Origin of the sequence: Pseudoalteromonas sp. Isolate6 (assembly GCF_022398435.1) — a bacterium.
Classification (GTDB): domain Bacteria; phylum Pseudomonadota; class Gammaproteobacteria; order Enterobacterales; family Alteromonadaceae; genus Pseudoalteromonas; species Pseudoalteromonas galatheae.
In genome coordinates this window covers 1-19,785 of record NZ_JAKEVK010000033.1, presented here as the reverse complement: position 1 = coordinate 19,785, position 19,785 = coordinate 1, and the positions used below count along the sequence as shown (strand labels likewise).

Annotated in this window: 13 protein-coding genes, 1 other RNA gene and 1 pseudogene; 10 read left to right on the top strand and 5 right to left on the bottom strand. The window is 43.8% G+C overall.

What is annotated here, in order from left to right; genetic code table 11:
• Positions 1-19: 19 nt before the first annotated feature.
• The 6 genes from lpxB (at position 20) to L1D50_RS07175 (ending at position 7,956) form a co-directional block, all read left to right on the top strand.
• Positions 20-1,174 (top strand): lipid-A-disaccharide synthase, encoded by a 1,155-nt coding sequence (gene lpxB / locus L1D50_RS07200; RefSeq protein ID WP_138581370.1) that lies wholly within the window; start codon positions 20-22, stop codon positions 1,172-1,174.
• Complete coding sequence (gene rnhB / locus L1D50_RS07195; RefSeq protein ID WP_095727469.1) at positions 1,164-1,757, top strand: ribonuclease HII; 594 nt, start codon at positions 1,164-1,166, stop codon at positions 1,755-1,757. Before lpxB ends, rnhB begins: the two co-directional genes overlap by 11 nt.
• A 2-nt stretch (positions 1,758-1,759) precedes the next feature.
• Positions 1,760-5,251 (top strand): DNA polymerase III subunit alpha, encoded by a 3,492-nt coding sequence (gene dnaE, locus L1D50_RS07190; protein ID WP_128726473.1) that lies wholly within the window; start codon positions 1,760-1,762, stop codon positions 5,249-5,251.
• 16 nt (positions 5,252-5,267) lie between these two features.
• Positions 5,268-6,224, top strand: coding sequence for an acetyl-CoA carboxylase carboxyl transferase subunit alpha (accA, locus tag L1D50_RS07185; RefSeq protein ID WP_128726474.1), 957 nt, complete (start codon positions 5,268-5,270; stop codon positions 6,222-6,224).
• Between the two features lie 84 nt (positions 6,225-6,308).
• Positions 6,309-7,616 carry a tRNA lysidine(34) synthetase TilS gene (tilS, locus tag L1D50_RS07180; protein ID WP_128726475.1) on the top strand — a complete coding sequence of 436 codons (1,308 nt, stop codon included), beginning with the start codon at positions 6,309-6,311 and terminating at the stop codon, positions 7,614-7,616.
• Positions 7,609-7,956, top strand: coding sequence for a hypothetical protein (locus L1D50_RS07175; RefSeq protein ID WP_128726476.1), 348 nt, complete (start codon positions 7,609-7,611; stop codon positions 7,954-7,956). The genes tilS and L1D50_RS07175 overlap by 8 nt, the downstream gene beginning before the upstream one ends.
• 33 nt (positions 7,957-7,989) lie before the next feature.
• Here L1D50_RS07175 and L1D50_RS07170 read toward each other — a convergent pair whose 3' ends face one another.
• The gene (locus L1D50_RS07170; RefSeq protein WP_128726477.1) at positions 7,990-8,886 is read right to left on the bottom strand and encodes a GGDEF domain-containing protein; all 897 of its coding nucleotides are present in this window, start codon (positions 8,884-8,886) and stop codon (positions 7,990-7,992) included.
• A 152-nt stretch (positions 8,887-9,038) separates the two neighbouring features.
• On the opposite strand from L1D50_RS07170, the gene L1D50_RS07165 reads away from it, so the two are divergent.
• Positions 9,039-11,009, top strand: a complete 1,971-nt coding sequence (locus tag L1D50_RS07165; RefSeq protein WP_239965787.1) for a monovalent cation:proton antiporter-2 (CPA2) family protein — start codon at positions 9,039-9,041, stop codon at positions 11,007-11,009.
• A gap of 504 nt (positions 11,010-11,513) precedes the next feature.
• On the opposite strand, the gene L1D50_RS07160 is transcribed toward L1D50_RS07165, so the two are convergent.
• Positions 11,514-13,604: a winged helix-turn-helix domain-containing protein gene (locus L1D50_RS07160; RefSeq protein WP_239965786.1), complete on the bottom strand. Its 2,091-nt coding sequence runs from the start codon at positions 13,602-13,604 to the stop codon at positions 11,514-11,516.
• Between the two features lie 115 nt (positions 13,605-13,719).
• Here L1D50_RS07160 and L1D50_RS07155 point away from each other — a divergent pair, with 115 nt between their 5' ends.
• The gene (locus tag L1D50_RS07155; protein ID WP_239965785.1) at positions 13,720-14,931 is read left to right on the top strand and encodes an alpha/beta hydrolase-fold protein; all 1,212 of its coding nucleotides are present in this window, start codon (positions 13,720-13,722) and stop codon (positions 14,929-14,931) included.
• A 419-nt stretch (positions 14,932-15,350) separates the two neighbouring features.
• On the opposite strand, the gene L1D50_RS07150 is transcribed toward L1D50_RS07155, so the two are convergent.
• Both L1D50_RS07150 and L1D50_RS07145 read right to left on the bottom strand, forming a co-directional pair.
• Positions 15,351-15,935 (bottom strand): GNAT family protein, encoded by a 585-nt coding sequence (locus L1D50_RS07150; RefSeq protein ID WP_128726479.1) that lies wholly within the window; start codon positions 15,933-15,935, stop codon positions 15,351-15,353.
• Between the two features lie 37 nt (positions 15,936-15,972).
• A complete protein-coding gene (locus tag L1D50_RS07145) occupies positions 15,973-17,112 on the bottom strand; it encodes a patatin-like phospholipase family protein (protein WP_045964207.1) in 1,140 nt (379 codons plus the stop codon).
• Between the two features lie 554 nt (positions 17,113-17,666).
• Between L1D50_RS07145 and L1D50_RS07140 the strand changes: the two genes are divergently transcribed.
• Together L1D50_RS07140 and ffs are read left to right on the top strand one after the other, a co-directional pair.
• The gene (locus L1D50_RS07140) at positions 17,667-18,545 is read left to right on the top strand and encodes a DUF3014 domain-containing protein (protein WP_128726480.1); all 879 of its coding nucleotides are present in this window, start codon (positions 17,667-17,669) and stop codon (positions 18,543-18,545) included.
• 146 nt (positions 18,546-18,691) lie between these two features.
• Positions 18,692-18,788: signal recognition particle sRNA small type (gene ffs / locus L1D50_RS07135), an RNA gene on the top strand.
• A gap of 366 nt (positions 18,789-19,154) precedes the next feature.
• On the opposite strand, the pseudogene L1D50_RS07130 reads toward ffs, so the two are convergent.
• A pseudogene (locus L1D50_RS07130) lies at positions 19,155-19,541 on the bottom strand (transposase); the annotation flags it as partial.
• Positions 19,542-19,785 lie beyond the last annotated feature (244 nt).

Here is a 19,785-nt window from a genome sequence, read left to right as displayed (position 1 = left end):
TTTATACTGAAAAATAACAATGGCTAACGAAAAAAATATCACCATTGGCGTGGTCGCAGGAGAGTTATCAGGCGATATACTCGGGGCAGGCCTGATAAATGCGCTAAAACTTCATTACCCCAATGCCAATTTTGTCGGGATCGGTGGCCCTAAAATGCAACAAGCTGGTTGTAAAAGCCTGTTCGACATGGATGAACTGGCTGTTATGGGGCTAGTCGAAGTGCTAGGTCGTTTACCTCGCTTGCTAAAAATTAAAAAGCAGTTGGTAAACTACTTTATTGATAATCCACCTGATGTATTCATTGGCATTGATGCACCAGATTTTAACCTACGGGTTGAAAAGCCATTGAAAGCAGCTGGAATCAAAACTATACAATATGTAAGCCCAAGTGTGTGGGCGTGGCGTCAAAAACGTATTCATAAGATTGCCGAAGCGACTAACCTAGTGCTGTCTTTGCTGCCATTCGAAAAAGCCTTTTATGATAAACATGAAGTGCCTTGTACATTTGTGGGTCATACGCTGGCGGATGAAATTCCACTTGAACCGGATACCGCAGGTGCGCGTGCACAGCTGAACTTAAGTCAAGATGATACGGTTTTAGCACTGCTTCCTGGTAGCCGAGGCTCTGAAGTTGGGTTATTGAGCCGTACTTATCTTGCTACCGCAAAAAAACTAATCGATAAAATTCCCGACTTAAAAATCGTCGTGCCTTTGGTAAACGAAAAACGCAGAGCGCAGTTTTTAGAAGCCTTGAAAGAAGTTGCGCCGGAATTGAACCCGATTATGCTTGATGGTCAATCAGCACTTGCAATGCAAGCGGCGGATACCGTTTTACTGGCCTCGGGTACTGCCACACTTGAGGCAATGCTATATAAGAAACCAATGGTGGTAGGGTATAAGCTGAATCCTAAGAGTTATTGGATTTTTAATACCTTTTTTACCTTTAACATCAAATACTTTGCCTTGCCAAATTTATTGGCCGACGCGCCACTAGTACCTGAGTTTTTACAGGCAGAGTGTAATCCTGACGCACTTGCTGATGCGCTTTTCCCGATGTTAAAAGGCAATAATAGTAAGCTTGTTAGAAAGTTTTACGAGATACATGAGAACATTCGCCTAAATGCCAGCAAACAAGCGGCTCAGGCTGTAATGGAGTTGATAGATGCAAATTGAACGTCCTGATGTGCAGTATATTGCAGGCGTTGACGAGGTAGGACGTGGCCCGTTGGTGGGTGACGTTGTGACCGCAGCCGTCATTTTAGATCCAAGCAAACCGATTATTGGTTTAACCGACTCAAAAAAGCTGTCAGAGAAAAAACGCCTTGCATTGGCAGAAGAAATAAAAGAAAAAGCATTGTGTTACTGTATTGCAAGAGCGTCAGTTGCAGAAATTGACGATCTGAATATTCTTCACGCAACGATGTTGGCGATGACACGCGCAGTTGAAGGATTGGAAATTCAACCAAATCATGTATTTGTTGATGGTAATCGTTTACCTAAGCTGAGCGTTGCGGCAACTGCAGTTGTAAAAGGGGATAGCCTAGTTGCCGAGATAAGTGCGGCATCCATATTGGCGAAAGTCACTCGAGACAATGAGATGTTAGCACTGGATGCGGAATATCCTGAGTTTGGTTTTGCAGGCCACAAAGGTTATCCAACCAAAGCCCACTTTGCTGCACTCGAAGCACATGGGGTTACTCCGCATCATCGTACAAGCTTTAAGCCTGTGCAACGAATTTTGGCCGAGAAGGAGTAAGCATGCCAGCCCCGCAGTTTGTCCATTTGCGTGTACACAGTGACTTCTCAATGGTGGACGGTCTAGCTAAGACTAAACCAATTGTGGCAAGGGCCGAAGAGCTTGCAATGCCTGCCCTTGCCATCACCGATCAAATGAACTTATGTGGTTTGGTGCGCTTCTATAGCGGCGCCCACGGGGCAGGGATTAAGCCAATAATTGGAGCGGACTTTTGGCTTAAGTCTGATCAATTTCCTGATGAGCCAAGCCGAATTCTCGTTCTCGCTAAGAACAATCAGGGTTATAAAAACCTGACTTTGTTGATCTCCGATGCTTATCTTCGCGGCCATGTTTTCCATCGTCCTGTTATTGATAAAGAGTGGCTGGCAAAATATAAAGAAGGTCTGATCCTTATTTCCGGTGCGAAAGATGGCGACTTAGGTAAAGCTATCTTAAAAGGTAATCCTAAGCTCATTGAAGAGACTCTAGCGTTTTACGAACAGCATTTTAGCGACCATTTTTATATCGAGTTGCAACGCACCTCACGTGCACAAGAAGAAGAATACCTTCACGGTGCTGTGGAGGTGGCGGCGGCGCGTAATATACCCGTTGTGGCGACGAATGAAGTGGTGTTTTTACATGAAAAAGACTTTGATGCCCATGAAATTCGCGTTGCTATTCACGACGGTTACACATTAGAAGATAAAAATAGACCAAAGCGATTTTCTAAAGAGCAATATTTAAAGACTTCTGAGCAAATGCAAGCGCTCTTTAGCGACATTCCAGAAGCTTTAGAAAACACCGTAGAAATCGCCAAACGCTGTAACGTGACGGTACAGCTTGGCACATATTTCCTACCAGATTATCCAACGGGCGATCTGGCGATTGAAGATTTCTTGGTAAAAGTGTCGAAAGATGGTCTAGAAGAACGTTTGCAGTTTTTATTTCCTGACGAAAATGACCGCAAAGAAAAGCGTGGTGAGTATGACGACCGTCTGCAGGTTGAGCTTGACGTTATTAACCAAATGGGATTTCCAGGTTACTTCTTAATCGTAATGGAGTTCATTCAGTGGAGTAAGGATAACGGCATCCCTGTAGGTCCTGGTCGTGGTTCCGGTGCCGGCTCTTTGGTGGCATACGCGCTTAAGATCACAGATCTTGACCCACTTGAATTCGATCTCCTATTCGAACGATTCCTTAACCCAGAACGGGTTTCGATGCCAGACTTTGACGTCGACTTCTGTATGGATAGACGAGACGAGGTAATTGACCACGTAGCTAAACTCTACGGTCGTGACGCAGTATCTCAGATCATCACTTTTGGTACGATGGCGGCAAAAGCGGTAATTCGAGACGTCGGCCGTGTGCTTGGCCACCCTTATGGCTTCGTAGATAGGATTTCCAAGCTTGTACCTGGCGACCCTGGTATGACACTTGCCAAAGCGTTTGATGTTGAGCCTCGCTTGCCTGAAGCTTATGACAGTGATGAAGAAGTCCGTGAACTGATCGATAAATGTCGTATTCTTGAAGGCTGTACACGTAACGCGGGTAAACACGCCGGTGGTGTTGTTATCTCGCCTACCACTATTACCGACTTTGCAGCACTGTATTGCGACGAAGAAGGTAAATTCCCAGTTACCCAGTTTGATAAGAATGACGTAGAAACTGCAGGTCTGGTTAAGTTTGACTTCCTCGGTTTAAGAACGCTAACCATTTTGCAATGGGCGCTCGACATGGCGAACGAACGCCTTGGCAGAGAAAGTCGTGAACCGATTGATATTGCTGCCATCCCACTGGATGACCCTGCAAGTTTTAAAGTGTTACTAGACGCACAAACAACTGCGGTATTCCAGTTGGAATCTCGTGGTATGAAAGACTTGATCCGTCGCTTGAAGCCAGACTGTTTCGAAGACATGATCGCACTGGTTGCACTATTCCGTCCAGGCCCGTTGCAATCAGGCATGGTAGATAACTTTATCGACCGTAAGCATGGTCGCGAGGAAGTATCGTATCCTGATGCGCAATATCAGCACGAAAGCCTACAACCTATACTGGAGCCGACCTACGGGATCATCCTTTACCAAGAACAGGTAATGCAGATAGCGCAGGTGCTTGCAGGTTATAGCCTAGGCGGCGCAGACTTGCTTCGTCGTGCAATGGGTAAGAAAAAGCCAGAAGAAATGGCAAAGCAACGTGCAACGTTCGAAGATGGTGCCAAAAACAATGGCGTCGAAGGCGAACTTGCCATGAAAATCTTCGACTTGGTAGAGAAATTCGCGGGTTACGGCTTTAACAAATCACACTCTGCTGCTTACGCGTTGGTGTCTTACCAAACGCTATGGATGAAGACCCATTTCCCTGCCGAGTTTATGGCGGCGGTAATGTCAGCGGATATGGATAACACCGACAAAATCGTAACCTTGGTCGATGAATGCGAAAACATGAAGTTGACGCTGCTACCACCAGATGTGAATGCCGGTGTTTATAAATTTACTGTAAATCGTCAAGGTGAGATCGTCTATGGTATAGGGGCGATAAAAGGCGTAGGTGAAGGTCCTGTTGAAGCTATTCTTGAAGCGCGAGCTAAGGGAGGAGAATTTAAAGATTTATTCGACTTCTGTGCGCGAGTTGATTTAAAGCGCCTAAATAAACGCGTGATTGAAAAGCTAATATACGCAGGAGCGCTTGATAAGCTTGGCCCTGATGGAGATCAGCCTGGGCGTGCGACTTTACTGGCAAGCCTAAAGGATGCCATGAAGTCGGCAGAGCAGCATCACAAAGCCGAATCACTTGGACAGAGCGACTTATTTGGTTTGCTTGCGGTTGAGCCAGAGGAGGTTGAACAAGCCTTTATCAAAGCCACGCCGCTCAGCGATAAAGAATGGTTAAACGGGGAAAAAGAGACGTTAGGTCTCTACCTAACTGGTCACCCAATTAATCAATATCGCAAAGAATTAAAATATTATACCTCTGGCAAGTTAGTTGACTTACAACCCGGTAATCGTGATACGGTAGCAACCGCGGCGGGACTGGTTATCAATGCTCGTACCTTGATAAACAAAAAAGGAGCGCGTTGGGGACTTATCACTTTAGATGACAAAAGTGCCCGAATTGATGTACGCTTATTTCCTGAACAGTTTGAAATGTACCAAGAAATGCTGCAAATTAACCAAATCTTGGTAATATCTGGACAGGTCAGCTTTGATAACTTCTCTGGTGGCATTACAATGACCGCAAGAGAAATCTCTACCATTGCTCAGGCGCGAGAAAAGCGTATTAGTGCAATAAAAATGACGCTAAATATGGCTCAAATTGACGCGAACTTCTTTGATAATTTCAAAAAAGTGCTAGAACCATATAAATTTGGAACGTGTCCGGTAAAAATTAAATATCAGCGTCCTGATGCATTAGCAGAGTTAACATTAGGAACACAATGGTGTGTGACGCCGAGTGATGAGCTTTTAACTCGTTTATCACTATTGGCGGCGCAGGAATTAGAATTAGAATTTAACTAAACAGGTAGTTTAGAGCATGAGCCTCAATTATCTTGAATTTGAACTTCCAATCGCTGAATTGGAAGCAAAGATCAAAGAATTACAAAACGTTAGCCGCTCTGGCGATTTAGATCTTAGCCTTGAAGAAGAGATCAGCCGCTTAAAAGACAAAAATGTTGAGCTAACCAAGAAAATTTTTGACGACTTGGGCGCTTGGCAAGTGTCTCAATTAGCGCGTCATCCGCTTCGTCCATATACTCGCGATTATATTGAACGCATTTTTACCGAGTTTGACGAGTTCGCGGGCGACCGTACTTTTGCTAACGATCCGGCTATTCTTGGTGGTGTTGCACGACTTGATGACAAGCCAGTAATGATTATCGGTCAGCAAAAAGGTCGTGATACGGCTGAAAAAATCAAGCGTAACTTTGGTATGCCAAAGCCAGAAGGTTACCGTAAAGCATTACGCTTAATGGAAATGGCTGAACGCTTTAAGATGCCAATCATCACCTTTATCGACACTCCGGGAGCCTATCCGGGCGTAGGCGCTGAAGAGCGCGGTCAAAGTGAAGCGATTGCACGTAATCTTAAGGTGATGGCGGCGCTCAAAGTACCAACTATTTGTACCGTAATTGGTGAAGGTGGCTCTGGTGGGGCATTAGCTATTGGAGTTGGTGACAGAGTGAACATGCTGCAATACAGCACCTATTCTGTAATTTCACCTGAAGGGTGTGCTTCGATTCTTTGGAAGAGTGCAGACAAAGCGTCACTTGCAGCAGAAGCTATGGGCGTATCAGCTTCTCGCGTAAAAGAGCTAGACCTTATCAATAACATCATCGAAGAGCCGCTAGGTGGCGCGCACCGCAACTACGATGCGATGGCGAAAAACCTAAAAGTTCAGCTTAAGCGTGACTTGGCAGATCTTGAAGCGCTAGGCACCGAAGAGATGTTAGATCAGCGTTATAAGCGCCTGATGTCATTTGGTTATTGTTAATACGGGTTTCTGCTCGTATTGATATCAATGCTAATTTAAGTTAAAAAGCCGCTATATAGCGGCTTTTTTATTGATTGTAGAAAAATGATTAATAGTCGGATTTACCAACAAGTAGAGTCAAGTTTAACAGTATTGAGCTCCAGCCTTGACGCCAAAGGGTTGTGTATTGCTTTATCTGGCGGTGTGGATTCGGTTGTGTTGCTCCATCTTTGTCGAGAATATGCAAATAAGCATAACGTTGCACTCCAGGCGGTTTATGTTAATCATGGCTTGTCACAGCACGCTACGCAGTGGCAGCAATTTTGCCAATCACTTTGTGAAACACTTAATGTTCCCTTTATTGCAAAACAGGTTGCCATTACTCGGAAAGCCCGCACTAGCCTCGAAGCGCAAGCACGCGAAGCTCGCTATCAAGCGTTAGATGACGCGGCCAAAGCTGGTTTTGCAATCGTGCTTGGACAACATGCCGATGACCAAGTAGAAACTTTCTTACTGAGATTAAAGCGCGGCTCTGGGTTACTCGGGCTTGGAGCTATGAAAGCGACAATTCAGTTGCCATCTGGGCGTGATTGTATTCGTCCGTTACTTGCCGTTAGTCGCAGTGATATTGAAGCATTTGCACAGCAGTTTGGTCTTGAGCATATTACAGATGAGTCCAATGCAGACGATGCGTTTGATCGCAACTTTTTGCGCAATCAGGTGATCCCGTTACTTACCTCTCGATTCAATGGTTTTGTAGGTAACACACTGCGTAGTATTGATATTTTACAGCGCCAACAAGCCATAATTGATGAGGTGAGTGAAGAAGACTTAAAAAAATGCTGTTGTCGGACTGCGTTGAATATTACGGCACTACAGCAACTTTCGCATGCGAGAAGAGATAATGTCATCAGACTGTGGCTTTCAAAGCAGGGCATAGAGATGCCGAGTCAAAAACAGTTGGATGAAATCGTACTGCAGGCATTTTCATCACGCCAAGACAGTCAACTTGAAATTCGTTTTAAGCAAGGTGCAGTGAGGCGTTATCGTGATGCACTTTATTGGGTAACAGAAACTAGCCAAAAGCATGATATTGAGACCGTTAATCTCAACGAACTAAGCGGGAAAAGTACACCTGTTTCTATACAAATGGGGAAGGGGATCCGTAAACCTTTCTTGGACGAAATCGTTAGCATTCGCTACGGCAGACTTAAAGATAAAATCAAACCACAGGGCAAACCTGGCTCTAATACCTTGAAACATTGGCTAAAGGATTTGCACGTTCCAAGCTGGGAGCGTGATTCTATTGCGGTTGTCTATTACAATGATACTCCGGTTGCGGTGAACGGCCTGTTTGTGAGTGCCGAGCACGCTGAAGACATTGGCATTATTTGGGTAGTAAAAGATGACTGAAAGTAAAAAGATTGGCCAACAGTTAGCGCAAAAGTCGCCTTATGCGGTGGTGTTCACTGTGGTGGTGTTTATTGTACTCTTTATGCTGAGTGAAGTGGTGTGGCTGAATCAAGTATTTGCTTCTGCATCTGGCATTATCAGTATCGTATTTTTACTTCTGTATTGGCATGGTAAGGGCGGAATGTATTTTATTCTTGGCCTACTTGCGCCAATGCTTGCAGTGATGTTTTCAGAGTTACCCGATTTCCTTGCGCTTGCATGGGTAATAAATGGATTTTTTAACGGCGCGGCGCTTGCCCTGATGGCATATCTATACTTAGGAAAAGGTGCTCAGCGTTAACGCATAACACTGAGCAAAAGGGGAAGTGGTTTTTTATACTGCGCGAGCGCAGTTTCGTCCGGCTGCTTTGGCGCGGTATAGGCCGCTATCCGAACGAGCAAATATATTGTCAGCAGTGTCATGGCTCGATGCCAGTGTAAAGCCTATGCTTGTGGTCACCGTGTATTTAGCCAACATGCTCGATTTTCTTACGGTTTCCATTATTCTCTCTGCAATTACTTTGTTGGTGGTAAACGCAGGATCGTCAATCAAAATGGCAAACTCATCGCCACCGAACCGAAATACCGAGTCTGTCGCACGCGTTGAGGTTTGCAAAATGCGCGCAAATTCAACCAATACTTCATCACCAGCTTTATGACCATGAACATCGTTCACTTGTTTAAAGTTATCTAAATCTAAAAGCATTAGGCTAAAATTACGATGTTGACGACGACAACGCTCGAGCTTTTCTTCTAAATTGTCAGTAAATTGACTGCGATTATAAAGTCCAGTTAGTGAGTCCTTGGTTGCTAATTGCAATACACGGTTGTACATCAAGGCATTACGCATTGGGTAAATTAAACAAGCGTGTAACTTTGATAGTTTTGCCTTGATCGCTTCACTAAAAGGAAACTCACTGAAATACACCAGCTGTCCTAAGTGCTCTTTTTCGAGCTCAAGATCAAACGTACTGGCTGGAAATTGGCTATCGCAGTCCTTCATTTGAAAGACGCCAAGGCTGCAATGGAACTGGAGTCCCGAAATTTTTGAAATTCTTGCCACATGCTCCGCGTAAATAGTCAACAGCTCATTAATGTTGAGCGTTGTCTGAAGTTTGTCGACTAATCGTGCGTAGTGTTCACCGCCTTGCGTACTATACTGTTCAGAATTGAACGGCAAGTAATCGCCTCTGGTCGGCAACCTCTGTGTCAAAATATGGACATTTTCCATATTTCTTCCCCTTAAATACAACAATACATGTTTATTATGCGAACTTTATGCCAAAAATTTAAACTGGCTTAAAAACAAACGCTTGCTATATTTAAAAGAAAGAAAAAGAAATCCACCTTTATTCCCCGTCAATTTTTCGCTCAGGAGGCAGATTGCAAAGTATCTTCGCGCAGGTTTTTGCCTTGCTATTATGTGCAGTGATTTTAGTCTGGTCCTTTAAGCGGATTGGCTTGCCGCCTATTCTGGCTTATTTGCTCACTGGAGTAATTGCGGGTAGTCACGGTATTGGATGGATGAGTGACAGCCAAGAAATTCACTTTATGGCCGAGCTTGGGATAGTATTCTTGCTGTTCAGTTTAGGACTGGAATTTTCCGTGCCAAAATTAATGGCGATGCGAAACGTGGTATTCGGGCTGGGGAGTTTACAGGTCATTGTGACCACGATTATCGGTATGCTAGTGTTGCGTTTTATGCAATATGAGTGGGAGGGGGCATTTGTGATTGCGAGCCTCATTGCACTCTCTTCTACGGCGGTGGTGGTCAAGTTATTAAAAGAGCTAGGGATGCTCAATACACGCCATGGTCAGCTCGGTATTGGCATGTTGTTATTCCAAGATATTGCTGTTGTGCCGCTACTTATCGCATTTCCGCTTATTTCCTCTGCGAGTAATTCAGAGCTGGCGTCAGCGCTACTTTTTGCGTTTGCAAAGGGTGCGATCGTGTGTTTGGTTCTATGGGCAATAGGTAAGTGGTTACTACCTAGAATATTTAATGAAATCGCATTGGTGAGAACAGACGAGCTCTTTGTTTTGTCTACCTTGGTCGTTGCTCTTTGCGCGGGCTCGCTCACTTACGCGTTTGGACTCTCAATGGCACTCGGTGCATTTTTAGCGGGCATGATGTTAGGAGAAAGCCAATATCGACATCAGCTTGAGGCAGAAATTAGACCATTTAGAGATATTTTAATGGGGCTCTTTTTTGTCACAGTGGGTATGCAGCTAAATATTCCTTATGTGCTTGACCAGTTTGTTTATATTGTTGCAGCACTTGCTGCTGTACTTGTGATCAAAGTGTTGATCATCGTTGGCGTTGCGCAGTTAATGGGTGAGCGTAAAAAAGACGCTTGGGGCGCTGGTATTTTGATCTGGCAAATGGGGGAGTTTGGCTTTGTATTACTCGCGCTTGCCAGTAAGCATCAGTTGTTGGATCAAAATGCAGTGTCGTTTTTGATTACCCTTGGCGTGTTGTCTATGGCGCTAACACCTTATCTCATTAGTAAAACTGCTTATCTCCTCAATATCTTGGGGATAGAAAAAGACTGGCAACCGGAAGCTCCAAGTGGTTATAACGCAGCTGATTTAAAAAATCATGTTGTAATTTTCGGTTATGCGCGTGTTGGTCAAACCATTGCACGATTTTTACGTCCAGAGGCTATTCCTTATATTGCGGTAGAGCGTAACCCACAAATTGTACAAGACGCGCAAATTGCGGGTGAGCCTGTGTTATTTGGTCATGCGGCACAAAAAACGCTGTTAAAATCAGCAAATATTGATAAAGCGCGCTTGGTTATTATTACTTTTGATGATTTTGAACAAACGCAAGTAGTTGTTGATGCCATTCGTCGGCGCACCCACGAAGTGAAGATCTTGGTACGAATGAAAGATGACAGCTATATGGAGCAGTTAAAAGCCATGGGGGTCGCAGAAGTTGTGCCAGAAACTTTAGAGGCAAGTTTGATGTTAGTTTCTCATGTGCTGTACATGTCTGGCGTGCCAATGCGCAGGATTTTTCGTCGCGTCAGTAAAGAGCGAGAAAATCGTTATCCGTATTTACATGGTTTTTTTGCTGGAGACAGCAGTGATCTGCATGAAGTCACTGGCGAGCGATTAGAGTATTTGCATGCCATTGCTTTACCTGACAATGCGTTTGCTGTTAACAAGTCAATTGCTGAGCTTGAACTCAAGGTCAAGCGCGTTGATATTACTGCACTAAGACGCGACGGCGAAGAAATTGCACAACCAGATGAGCAAACCGTTTTACGCGTTAATGATGTTTTGCTATTAAAGGGGAAACCCCGCCGCGTTGAACGTGCGGAACAGTTTTTACTCGATGGCCTACCGTAATAATGTTTCTTAAATCTGTGCCTTTTTTAACAGCTCGCCGCGTAAAGCGTCTCCTACAGCACAAAGTAAGAGCAGGTTCATCCTGCGATATTGAGTACAGTTTTTGTTGTCAGAGCTCGCCGCGTAAAGCGTCACCTACAACACAAAGTAGGAGCAGGTTCATCCTGCGATATTGAGTACAGTTTTTGTTGTCACAGCTCGCCGCGTAAAGCGTCTTCTACGGCACGGAGTAGGAGCAGGTTCACCCTGCGATCTTGCGTATTGTTTTTGTTGTCACAGATCGCCGCGTAAAGCGTCTCCTACAGCACAAAGTAGGAGCAGGTTCACTCTGGGATCTTGAGTACAGTTTTTGTTGTCACAGCTCGCCGCGTAAAGCGTCTCCTACAGCACAAAGTAGGAGCAGGTTCACTCTGGGATCTTGTGTATTGTTTTTGTTGTCACAGCTCGCTGCGTAAAGCGTCTCCTACAACACCTAGTAGGAGCAGGCCTGCGATCTTGCTCTATCTATGTTCCCCGATCATCAGGTGTATTAAATGACACGATATGCTTTTGTAACAAATGCATTTGAGTAAACAAAAAGGTTTCACCGTTAAAATCTGCTAAGTAGCGACTGTTATTGGGTACATCTGCAAGACGTTGATATATCCCTGTACTGAGATGATAAGACCATAGTTGGTTGTCGTTGTTTACGCCGTACAATATTCCGTCTTTATAAACAGCAAATGGCTGCGCTAACTGAGCGCGTAATTCATGGATCTCAGTCGGTACGGGAGCTGTGTTTGTGTTAACAAGCCAAAAACGTTGATTCATATCTTGATAGAGAAAATGCTCACTATCTACTTGTGCGGCCCAAACTACATTTTCAGAAACAATGCGTGAGGCTTCTTTGGTATCTTTATTAATAATGTATAGCCCCGCGTTTCCATTCTCTCTTGCAGTGACCAACAACGTTTTCGGCGTTAGCCACTGCAGGACAGAATCAATGGTAAGCGAATTAGCAATGAGGGTTTTCTCACCATTTAAAGACCAAATAGTGAGTCCTTGTTGTGTTGTGCCCGCTATCTCATTACCCGCAGGAGACCACACAATTCGTTTGCTGATATTGTCGTGCTGTGAATCGGTAAGCTGTGAAACACCTTGGTCATTGTAAAGCCATATTTGTCTTGAGCCGGTACGTGTAGATGTAAAAGCAATATGATCACCATGAGGTTGAAACTGTGGGTTGTCCTCCTTCATTGTCGTTCTGGCTATCTTTGCTGCCGCAGTGGTTTGGTGATTTCGTATTTGAGCAAGACTTAGGGTAAAAATATCGGTATCGGCATTTATCTGTGTCGCTAAAATCTGCTTTCCATCAGCTGAAAAAGAAGCCTCTCTTAGATTCTTTCTACCGCCAGTATCAAGTGCAACCATTCTCCCGTTGGTTTGTAGTTTATAAAGTCCATTAGTCGTCGATGCGAGCAAATACTCGCCGCTTGGATGATAACTGACTTCAATTGGCTGTAATGGTGACAATTCGTGCGGTAGTACTATCTTTGCCGTGATCGTTGGTGTCTTATCGGGATTGTAAATATTCAGGTGATGAGAGTTGTGCTCATCAATGCTCACCATTGCGAAAACATTTTGATCTGCAAGATAGTCAAGAGTGTAGTTTTCAAAGTTTGGCATATACTCGGTAGTGCGGATTTTTTTTGTATTTAGATCAAAAAGGTAGGGAACTACTTGCTTAGGGCGTAAATGAGATAAGTAACTGATCTCGCCGTTTTTCATCCAATTTGCACGCCATATGGGCTTTTCTTGGCAAGCGATAACGGCATGTGGATTTTGTGGTGAGTTGATTGCAGTATCGACATTTAGTGTGTTTAAAGACCAGCAAAAGGGAGACGTCTCTTGAGCCTTGCAATGACTCCGTTCGGTAAAAGTTAGTTGCTTTGCGTCGTGTGACCAACTTGGTTTTCCGTATACGCCCTGGCGAGCGGTTAAACGAGAGGTTTTGTGTGAGGCTAGATTTTTTACCCAAAGCTGACTATGGCAATTATCGCTAAAGCGCTGAAAAACAATCCATTGTCCGTCAGGTGAGTAGCTGGCATTTGCATCCCATGCGTCACTTGTGGTCATTGGAGTAAAAGTAGGTTGAATAGGTACTCTGGAGTTGGTTTTTGGTTGAATTATAACCGTAAAGAGATAAGCCGTGATAACTACTGCTAGTGCCGCTACCCCAAATTTTGCAGTGCGTGGGCGAGATTTTTGAGTCGCTTTATGCGCGCTCGGCTTATCGCTTGTCGACGTAACGGATGCCTCTAAACTATAGCCTTTTTTACTGTGCGTTTTTATAAACTCTAACTCACTATCGGCATTTTTGAATACTTGGCGAATTTGGAAAATGCAGCGCTGCAATGTATTGGGAGAAACAATTCTGTCGAGCCAAACGGTGTTAAGTAGTTGCTCAAAGCTCACTACTTCTCTAGGTTGTTTTGCCAATTCACAAAGCACCGCTATTGCTTTAGGGGGGAGCGCATAAGTCTGTTGGTCGATAACAATATGATTGCGGTTTACATCCACAAGGTGCTCTGCAATCAAAAACTGCTTTAATTCCATTTTAAAATTCTTTTTTCAGCGAATTATCAGCGATAAATCAGCAAACTTTGCTGTTTTATCGCCCTGTTTTTTTCTAATGTAACACACTGATAAAAATAAACTAAAAAGGAAAGTCATGCGTTTTATTATTTTGCTATTGTTAATGCTACTTGCAGCATTGGGCAAGGTGTATGGGCAAACATTAGAACAACAAGCCATCACGATTGGGTCTAAAATAACTTTTGCATCTAAGGTATTAAGTGAGAATAGGGAGGTCATGGTTTATACGCCAAATGATTATGACCCTAAGAAACAATATCAAGTGTTGTACTTACTCGATGCAGAATTCTTTTTTACCCAAACCGTGGGCATTGTGGAGTCTTTGGTTAACACTGGAAAAATACCTGCTACCATCGTTGTTGGGTTGAAAACCACTGTGAGAACAAGAGACTACCTACCGCCAGTTAACGGTGAGGCTCAAAGTGATAGGCAGCGCTGGATTAAAGAGAAGTTTCCTCAATTTGGCAAGACAGCCGATTTTACAGCCTTCTTAACTCAAGAGTTATTTCCTTTCATTGAGTCGCAATATTTACTCAAACCTAATCGTACATTAGTAGGGTATTCCAATGGTGGGATCTACGGACTACACACCTTTTTAAATAAGCCAGAGATATTTACTAATTATCTGCTTGTTAGTCCGCCAGGTTGGTGGGGTGAGGAAGAGCTCGATCAGCAGTTTAAAGCACTCAGCAACTCAGCTCATGATTTACGTCGCAATCTGTATATTAGTATCGCTGGGGAAGGTGGCGACTTTTACACCAACGGTATGCGAGTTGCGTCAAACCTGAAAGCACTCCGATCAAAAGAAGTAAATTGGCAATTTAGCCTCAAAGAATTGGAAACGCATCAAACTACGTTTTACCCAAGTCTCTATGAAGGATTAACGAAACTTTTTAACGATTTTTACTTTGAGCTTAATGAAGAAGCAGGAAAATATGCGCATATCTCTGATATCGAAGATTATTATCTAAAGCTCTCTAAGCGCTATGAGTTTGATGTGTTAGTGCCAGAGTCTATATACAGAGCACTTGCTGACGCGCAAATCAGCCATAAACGTGTAGACGCTGCACTTGCGACTTTAAATGCACTTGTCACGCGTTATCCCGACTCGTCTTATGCCCATGCAAGCCTAGGCCATGGATATTTAGAGAATAAAGCGTATAACAAGGCGCTGAAAAGCTTTAATCACGCCTTGCAACTTGCGAAAGCACAGCAAGTCGACGATCCGTCAGTATATGATTATTTTGAAAGTATGATAGCCCAAGCAAAAAGTAAAATCATGCAGTAAGCTATACAGATCGCCGCGTAAAGCGTCTCCTACAACACAAAGTAGGAGCAGGTTCACCCTGCGATCTTGTGCGCTGTTTTTGTAGTTACAGCTCGCCGCGTAAAGCGTCTCCTACAACACAGAGTAGGAGCAGGTTCACCCTGCGATCTTGTGCTCCGTTCTGTTTTTGTTGCTACAGCTCGCCGCGTAAAGCGTCTCCTATAACGCAGAGTAGATGCAGGTTCACCCTGCGATCTTGTGCTCCGTTTTGTTTTTGTTGCTACAGCTCGCCGCGTAAAGCGTCTCCTATAACGCAGAGTAGATGCAGGTTCACCCTGCGATCTTGTGCTCCGTTTTGTTTTTGTTGCTACAGCTCGCCGCGTAAAGCGTCTCCTACAACACAGAGTAGGAGCAGGTTCACCCTGCGATCTTTTATGCTTTTACTCCCTGTCGAGCTTGCTCAATAAATGCTGCTTAACGGTGGGCCATTCCGAGGCGATAATCGAATACACCACGGTGTCTCTCAGCTCGCCATTTCTACCAATCTGGTGGTTACGCAAGATACCATCGAGCTTGGCGCCAAGCCGCTCAATGGCATTGCGAGAGGCATGATTAAAAAAGTGAGTTCTAAACTCTACGGCAATGGCGTCAAAATCTTCAAAAAGTTGCTGTAACAGCAAAAACTTACACTCCGTGTTAACCGCTGTTCGACGCACTTTATCGCTGTACCACGTATAGCCTAGCATGGCACGGCGGTTGGCTGTATCTGCATTGTAATAGCGGGTAGTTCCCACGATTTCGTTGCTGCTATTTAGCCTTACCGCATAGGCAAGGTTGCCTTCAGATGCTTGACTTATCGCAGTGTTAACATAGCATTCCATATCGTCTGGATTGGGAACATTGGCATACCAAAGCTTCCAAGCTTCACCATCTTTTACTGCCTGTTGTAGCGCGTTAATATGTGTTGTTGATAATGGTTCAAGGGTGACATGTTGTCCTATCAGTGGTTTATCAGTTGGCCACATGCGTTACTACTTCCTTATTTTGAGTATGGTTTAAATCTTACTTGAGTTCCAAAAACTCTCTCATTTCGTCCAAGCGGTTCATGCCGTCTTCAAACCCAAGCTCGATGAGTTTTTGTGTATAAGTACGCTCAAACAGCAAGTAACTCGTTAAACTCGACGGAGAATGCTTTTTAACCCCCATGGTTCTGAGCAACAGCTTGATTGCCAATGGCATATCTTCGTAATAATGATCTGCGACTTCATTAAAATTAACCGTTGGCTTGATGAGCATATGATCTACTCGCCTAAGCTCTTTGTGCTTTTCTCTGGCCGGTAGCAAACTTACCGTGCGATTGACGCGATCGAGCCGTTCGATGTCTGAATTTAAGGTATCGCTAAACACACTGTCTAGTAGGTGACCGGCGACCACAGACATTCCCGGAAAATGCGGCTCATAACCGAGCGGCTGTGGTAGTTTAGGCTGCTCAACACCGATCACAAAGATTTTATCCGCACCTAAATGAATGGCAGGGCTTAGCGGGGAGAGCTGGTGGATAGAGCCATCACCATAGTAATGATGCTTAACGCGCACGCTTGGAAACACCATTGGTATAGCCGAACTCGCCATGAGTAAGTCGAGCGAAATCGTGCCCGGAACACCTTCGCGCTTTGAGCGCTGCCAAGGCTCAGCATTGTTCGCCTGATAAAACGCCACAGACTTACCAGTAGAATAGCTCGAAACCGTAATCGCGATGGCATCAAGATAATGGCGGTGTAGATTGTGATCGATGCGATTTAAATCAAGCACATTAGCCAGCAGCTTTCGAAGTGGCGAGTTATTTAACAAGCTGGCTGGTGGCTGATTAAGGTACTGCGCTTGAAAGCTGCGCATCATATTGGCAAATAAATGGCCGTATGCACCGGTAAACGAGCTTTTGTACACCATGTCGGTGCTAAAGTTCTTCCAAATATATTCCACTTTTTTCACCGCAAGGTGAAAGCAAGATGCGTAACAGGCAATCCCCGCCGAGTTAATTGCGCCGGCAGAGGTGCCAGTAATGATTTCAAAGGGGAGGGGAGAAGTACGAGGCATACTTTGCGCAAGCGCCTTTAATACCCCAACTTGATAAGCGGCCCTTGCACCACCTCCAGTCAGTAGTAAGGCAATTTTTTTATCACTCGTTCTGTGCTTTCTCAAAAGAGGCCATCCTGCTGTTAAATTTGCTTAATTTAAATTTGGTCTTTTTATGCGTTATTTATCTTTGTTGATGTTGTAATGCTTTAGGTGCAAAGAGTTGATAACTCCAGTAAATGCGTTATTTTTAGTAGTAAAGTGCCACTTTGCCCTTAAGCCGCTTATAGGTTGTTTTATTTATTCTAGTTGAACCTAGCTAAAACCCAAGTTGCCTGAGTGCACATACCCGCGCAATATATTAGGCTATTATTTTGAAATTTAAGCACTAAAGCGCTATGGTGGCACAAACAAATTTTAACAAACTAGCGATTTAATTTAGTCGCTAATTGGCGCGATTTTGTATTTAATAAAGTGGCAATTTAGCTTAACTTCAATGTACTGAACTTAAGTTCGGTGCTCAAGTATTTTTATTAAGATCAAATGTTTGAACAAGGTGTAGCCAGAGTTTGCACCACAACGCATTTTTTTAGGGTTTCAGCGCGCATTAAGTTATTAGTCAAGTATTTGGTGATAGTTTTACATTAACGCGTATCAACAATGACGAAGAGGGAGTCCCCATGTCAGAGAATCATCAAGAAGGTAATAAAAGACCTTCTAACAGCCAGTTGTTATTTGCCGCAGTAGTTGTACTAGCGTTGATTATTGTGGCTGTATTTGTGCTAGCACAAAAAGACACCCCATCGACGGAAAACCAAAAGGTAAAGCAAGATATTGTTGTGCCTGAACAATCAGAAACGCCACTGGTCAATACCGCAAGAGAAACACCACCTGAGCAAGTGGTTGAGCCTGAAGTAACCTTGCCACCGCAACGAGAGCAAATCGAGCCAGAGCAAGTAGAACCTGTTGAACCTGAAGTAACACTACCGCCGCTTTCACAAAGTGATACAGAAATTAAAGAAGCGGTATCGAATTATCTCTCTAATCAAGCGGTAAAATTGCTGGCAGACGATGACGTGATCCGCCGCACGGTAGTTTATGTAGACAACCTAGCAAAGGGTAAAGTGGCAGAAAACCATTCACCAGTGGTGAAGCCGCAAGATGACTTTAGCGTAATTGATGACGACATTATTATTACCGATCCTAACAGCTACGAGCGTTACACACCTTATGTCGCCATGTTCGATACCATGAGTACCGCGCAAGTGGTTAGACTATACCACCAATACAAACCATTATTTGAAGAAGCATACGAAGAAATAGGCTACGAAGGAGATGCATTCAACGGCACGTTAACTGACGCAATCGACGAGTTGTTGGCAACACCCATTCCAGATACCGCACTGCCTTTGGTAAAAGACTCAGTTACCTATAAATATGCTTATGCAGAATGGGAGCAACTTTCTCCAGCGCAAAAACAGTTTTTAAGAATGGGCCCTGAAAACATGAAGAAAGTGAAGAAGCGCCTAGAAGAAATTAAAATTGCGTTGAACAAATAAGCACACAGCCTCATAAAATCCAAAAAAGCTTGGCAAACTGTTTAAACATCACTCAGTTAGCCAAGCTTTTTGACTTTTCCCTTGCATCCCCCTGCAATCTTCGAGATAATTCTTCCCGCGCCAAACAAGGCCCTCAATGGTAGTCTTATTGGTCCTCTCGCAACAATAGTACGTGAATCTGGTCAGGTCGGGAACGAAGCAGCCACAGCGTATGACTTGTGTGCCGGGATGTGGCTGGTAAGACTGCCACCCAAACCTCCATTGTTGTTGTTTGTAGTGTAAGTCTTATTAATAGCACTTAAAACTATACTAAATCATACTAATTCCTATTCTTTTAAAGTAAAAAACTAATTCTTAGTTCATTAGATCAATAGCACTTCTTATACTAATCTACTAAAACTCTTCAGCACTAATTGGTTTCGTTACCGTGTTAGTCAAAGTTCTTGCGCAGGTTAAAAGAGATAATTCAGGCTTATTGATTGAAGTACCTGTGTTGCTTAGCGAATATGGCGTATTCGATCCCTTACTTGATTACGTTATAAGCCAGTCGCACATTAAAAGTTTGCCATGGATGAATCGCATTACGTTTGCTTGCCAACTGTTGCTCGAGTACTTGATGACATGCTCATCGAGTATCAACTCCTCCGACTCATTGAGTGGCTCATCTTCAATAAACTTTTGGCTTATCCAATTGCCTTTAAACAACTTGTGCCATCGTATAACAATCGCTTCATCTGACAAACGTTTAGCCTTTTTATCATTAACATATAAAACAATGTGGGTGTGATTACTCATCACGGCTTAAGCACAGATATCAATACAAAAAACATCCCCCAACATCAGGAGTTTTTCTTTAACACCATTCCGGCGGTGTTCGTATGATTTGCAAGTAAATTTATTTTCACCGCACAGAAAGGCGCGCCTAACGCAGCGGGAGGTACAGTGGTAGTATTTGATGTCGGTTAGACTGACTTGTCTTTTACGGGCAGTTGCCACAGTTTGGTTTCCTCAATCCTTTGAGTGCAGAATCAAAGCTTAGGCGGTATCTTAGAAAGGTGCAAATAAGTGGTGGGTATCAGCGATTTAAGCGGAAAATAGAGGGCAAATATTGGTGCATTATAACAACGAGTGAATATTCATGTTGTGTACTTAATAGGGCAAGATTGACCTGCGTCATTTGTGGTTTTTCGCTATAGTCGATTTTCGATATTTTTGGTAAATATATTGTAAAATTAAAGAT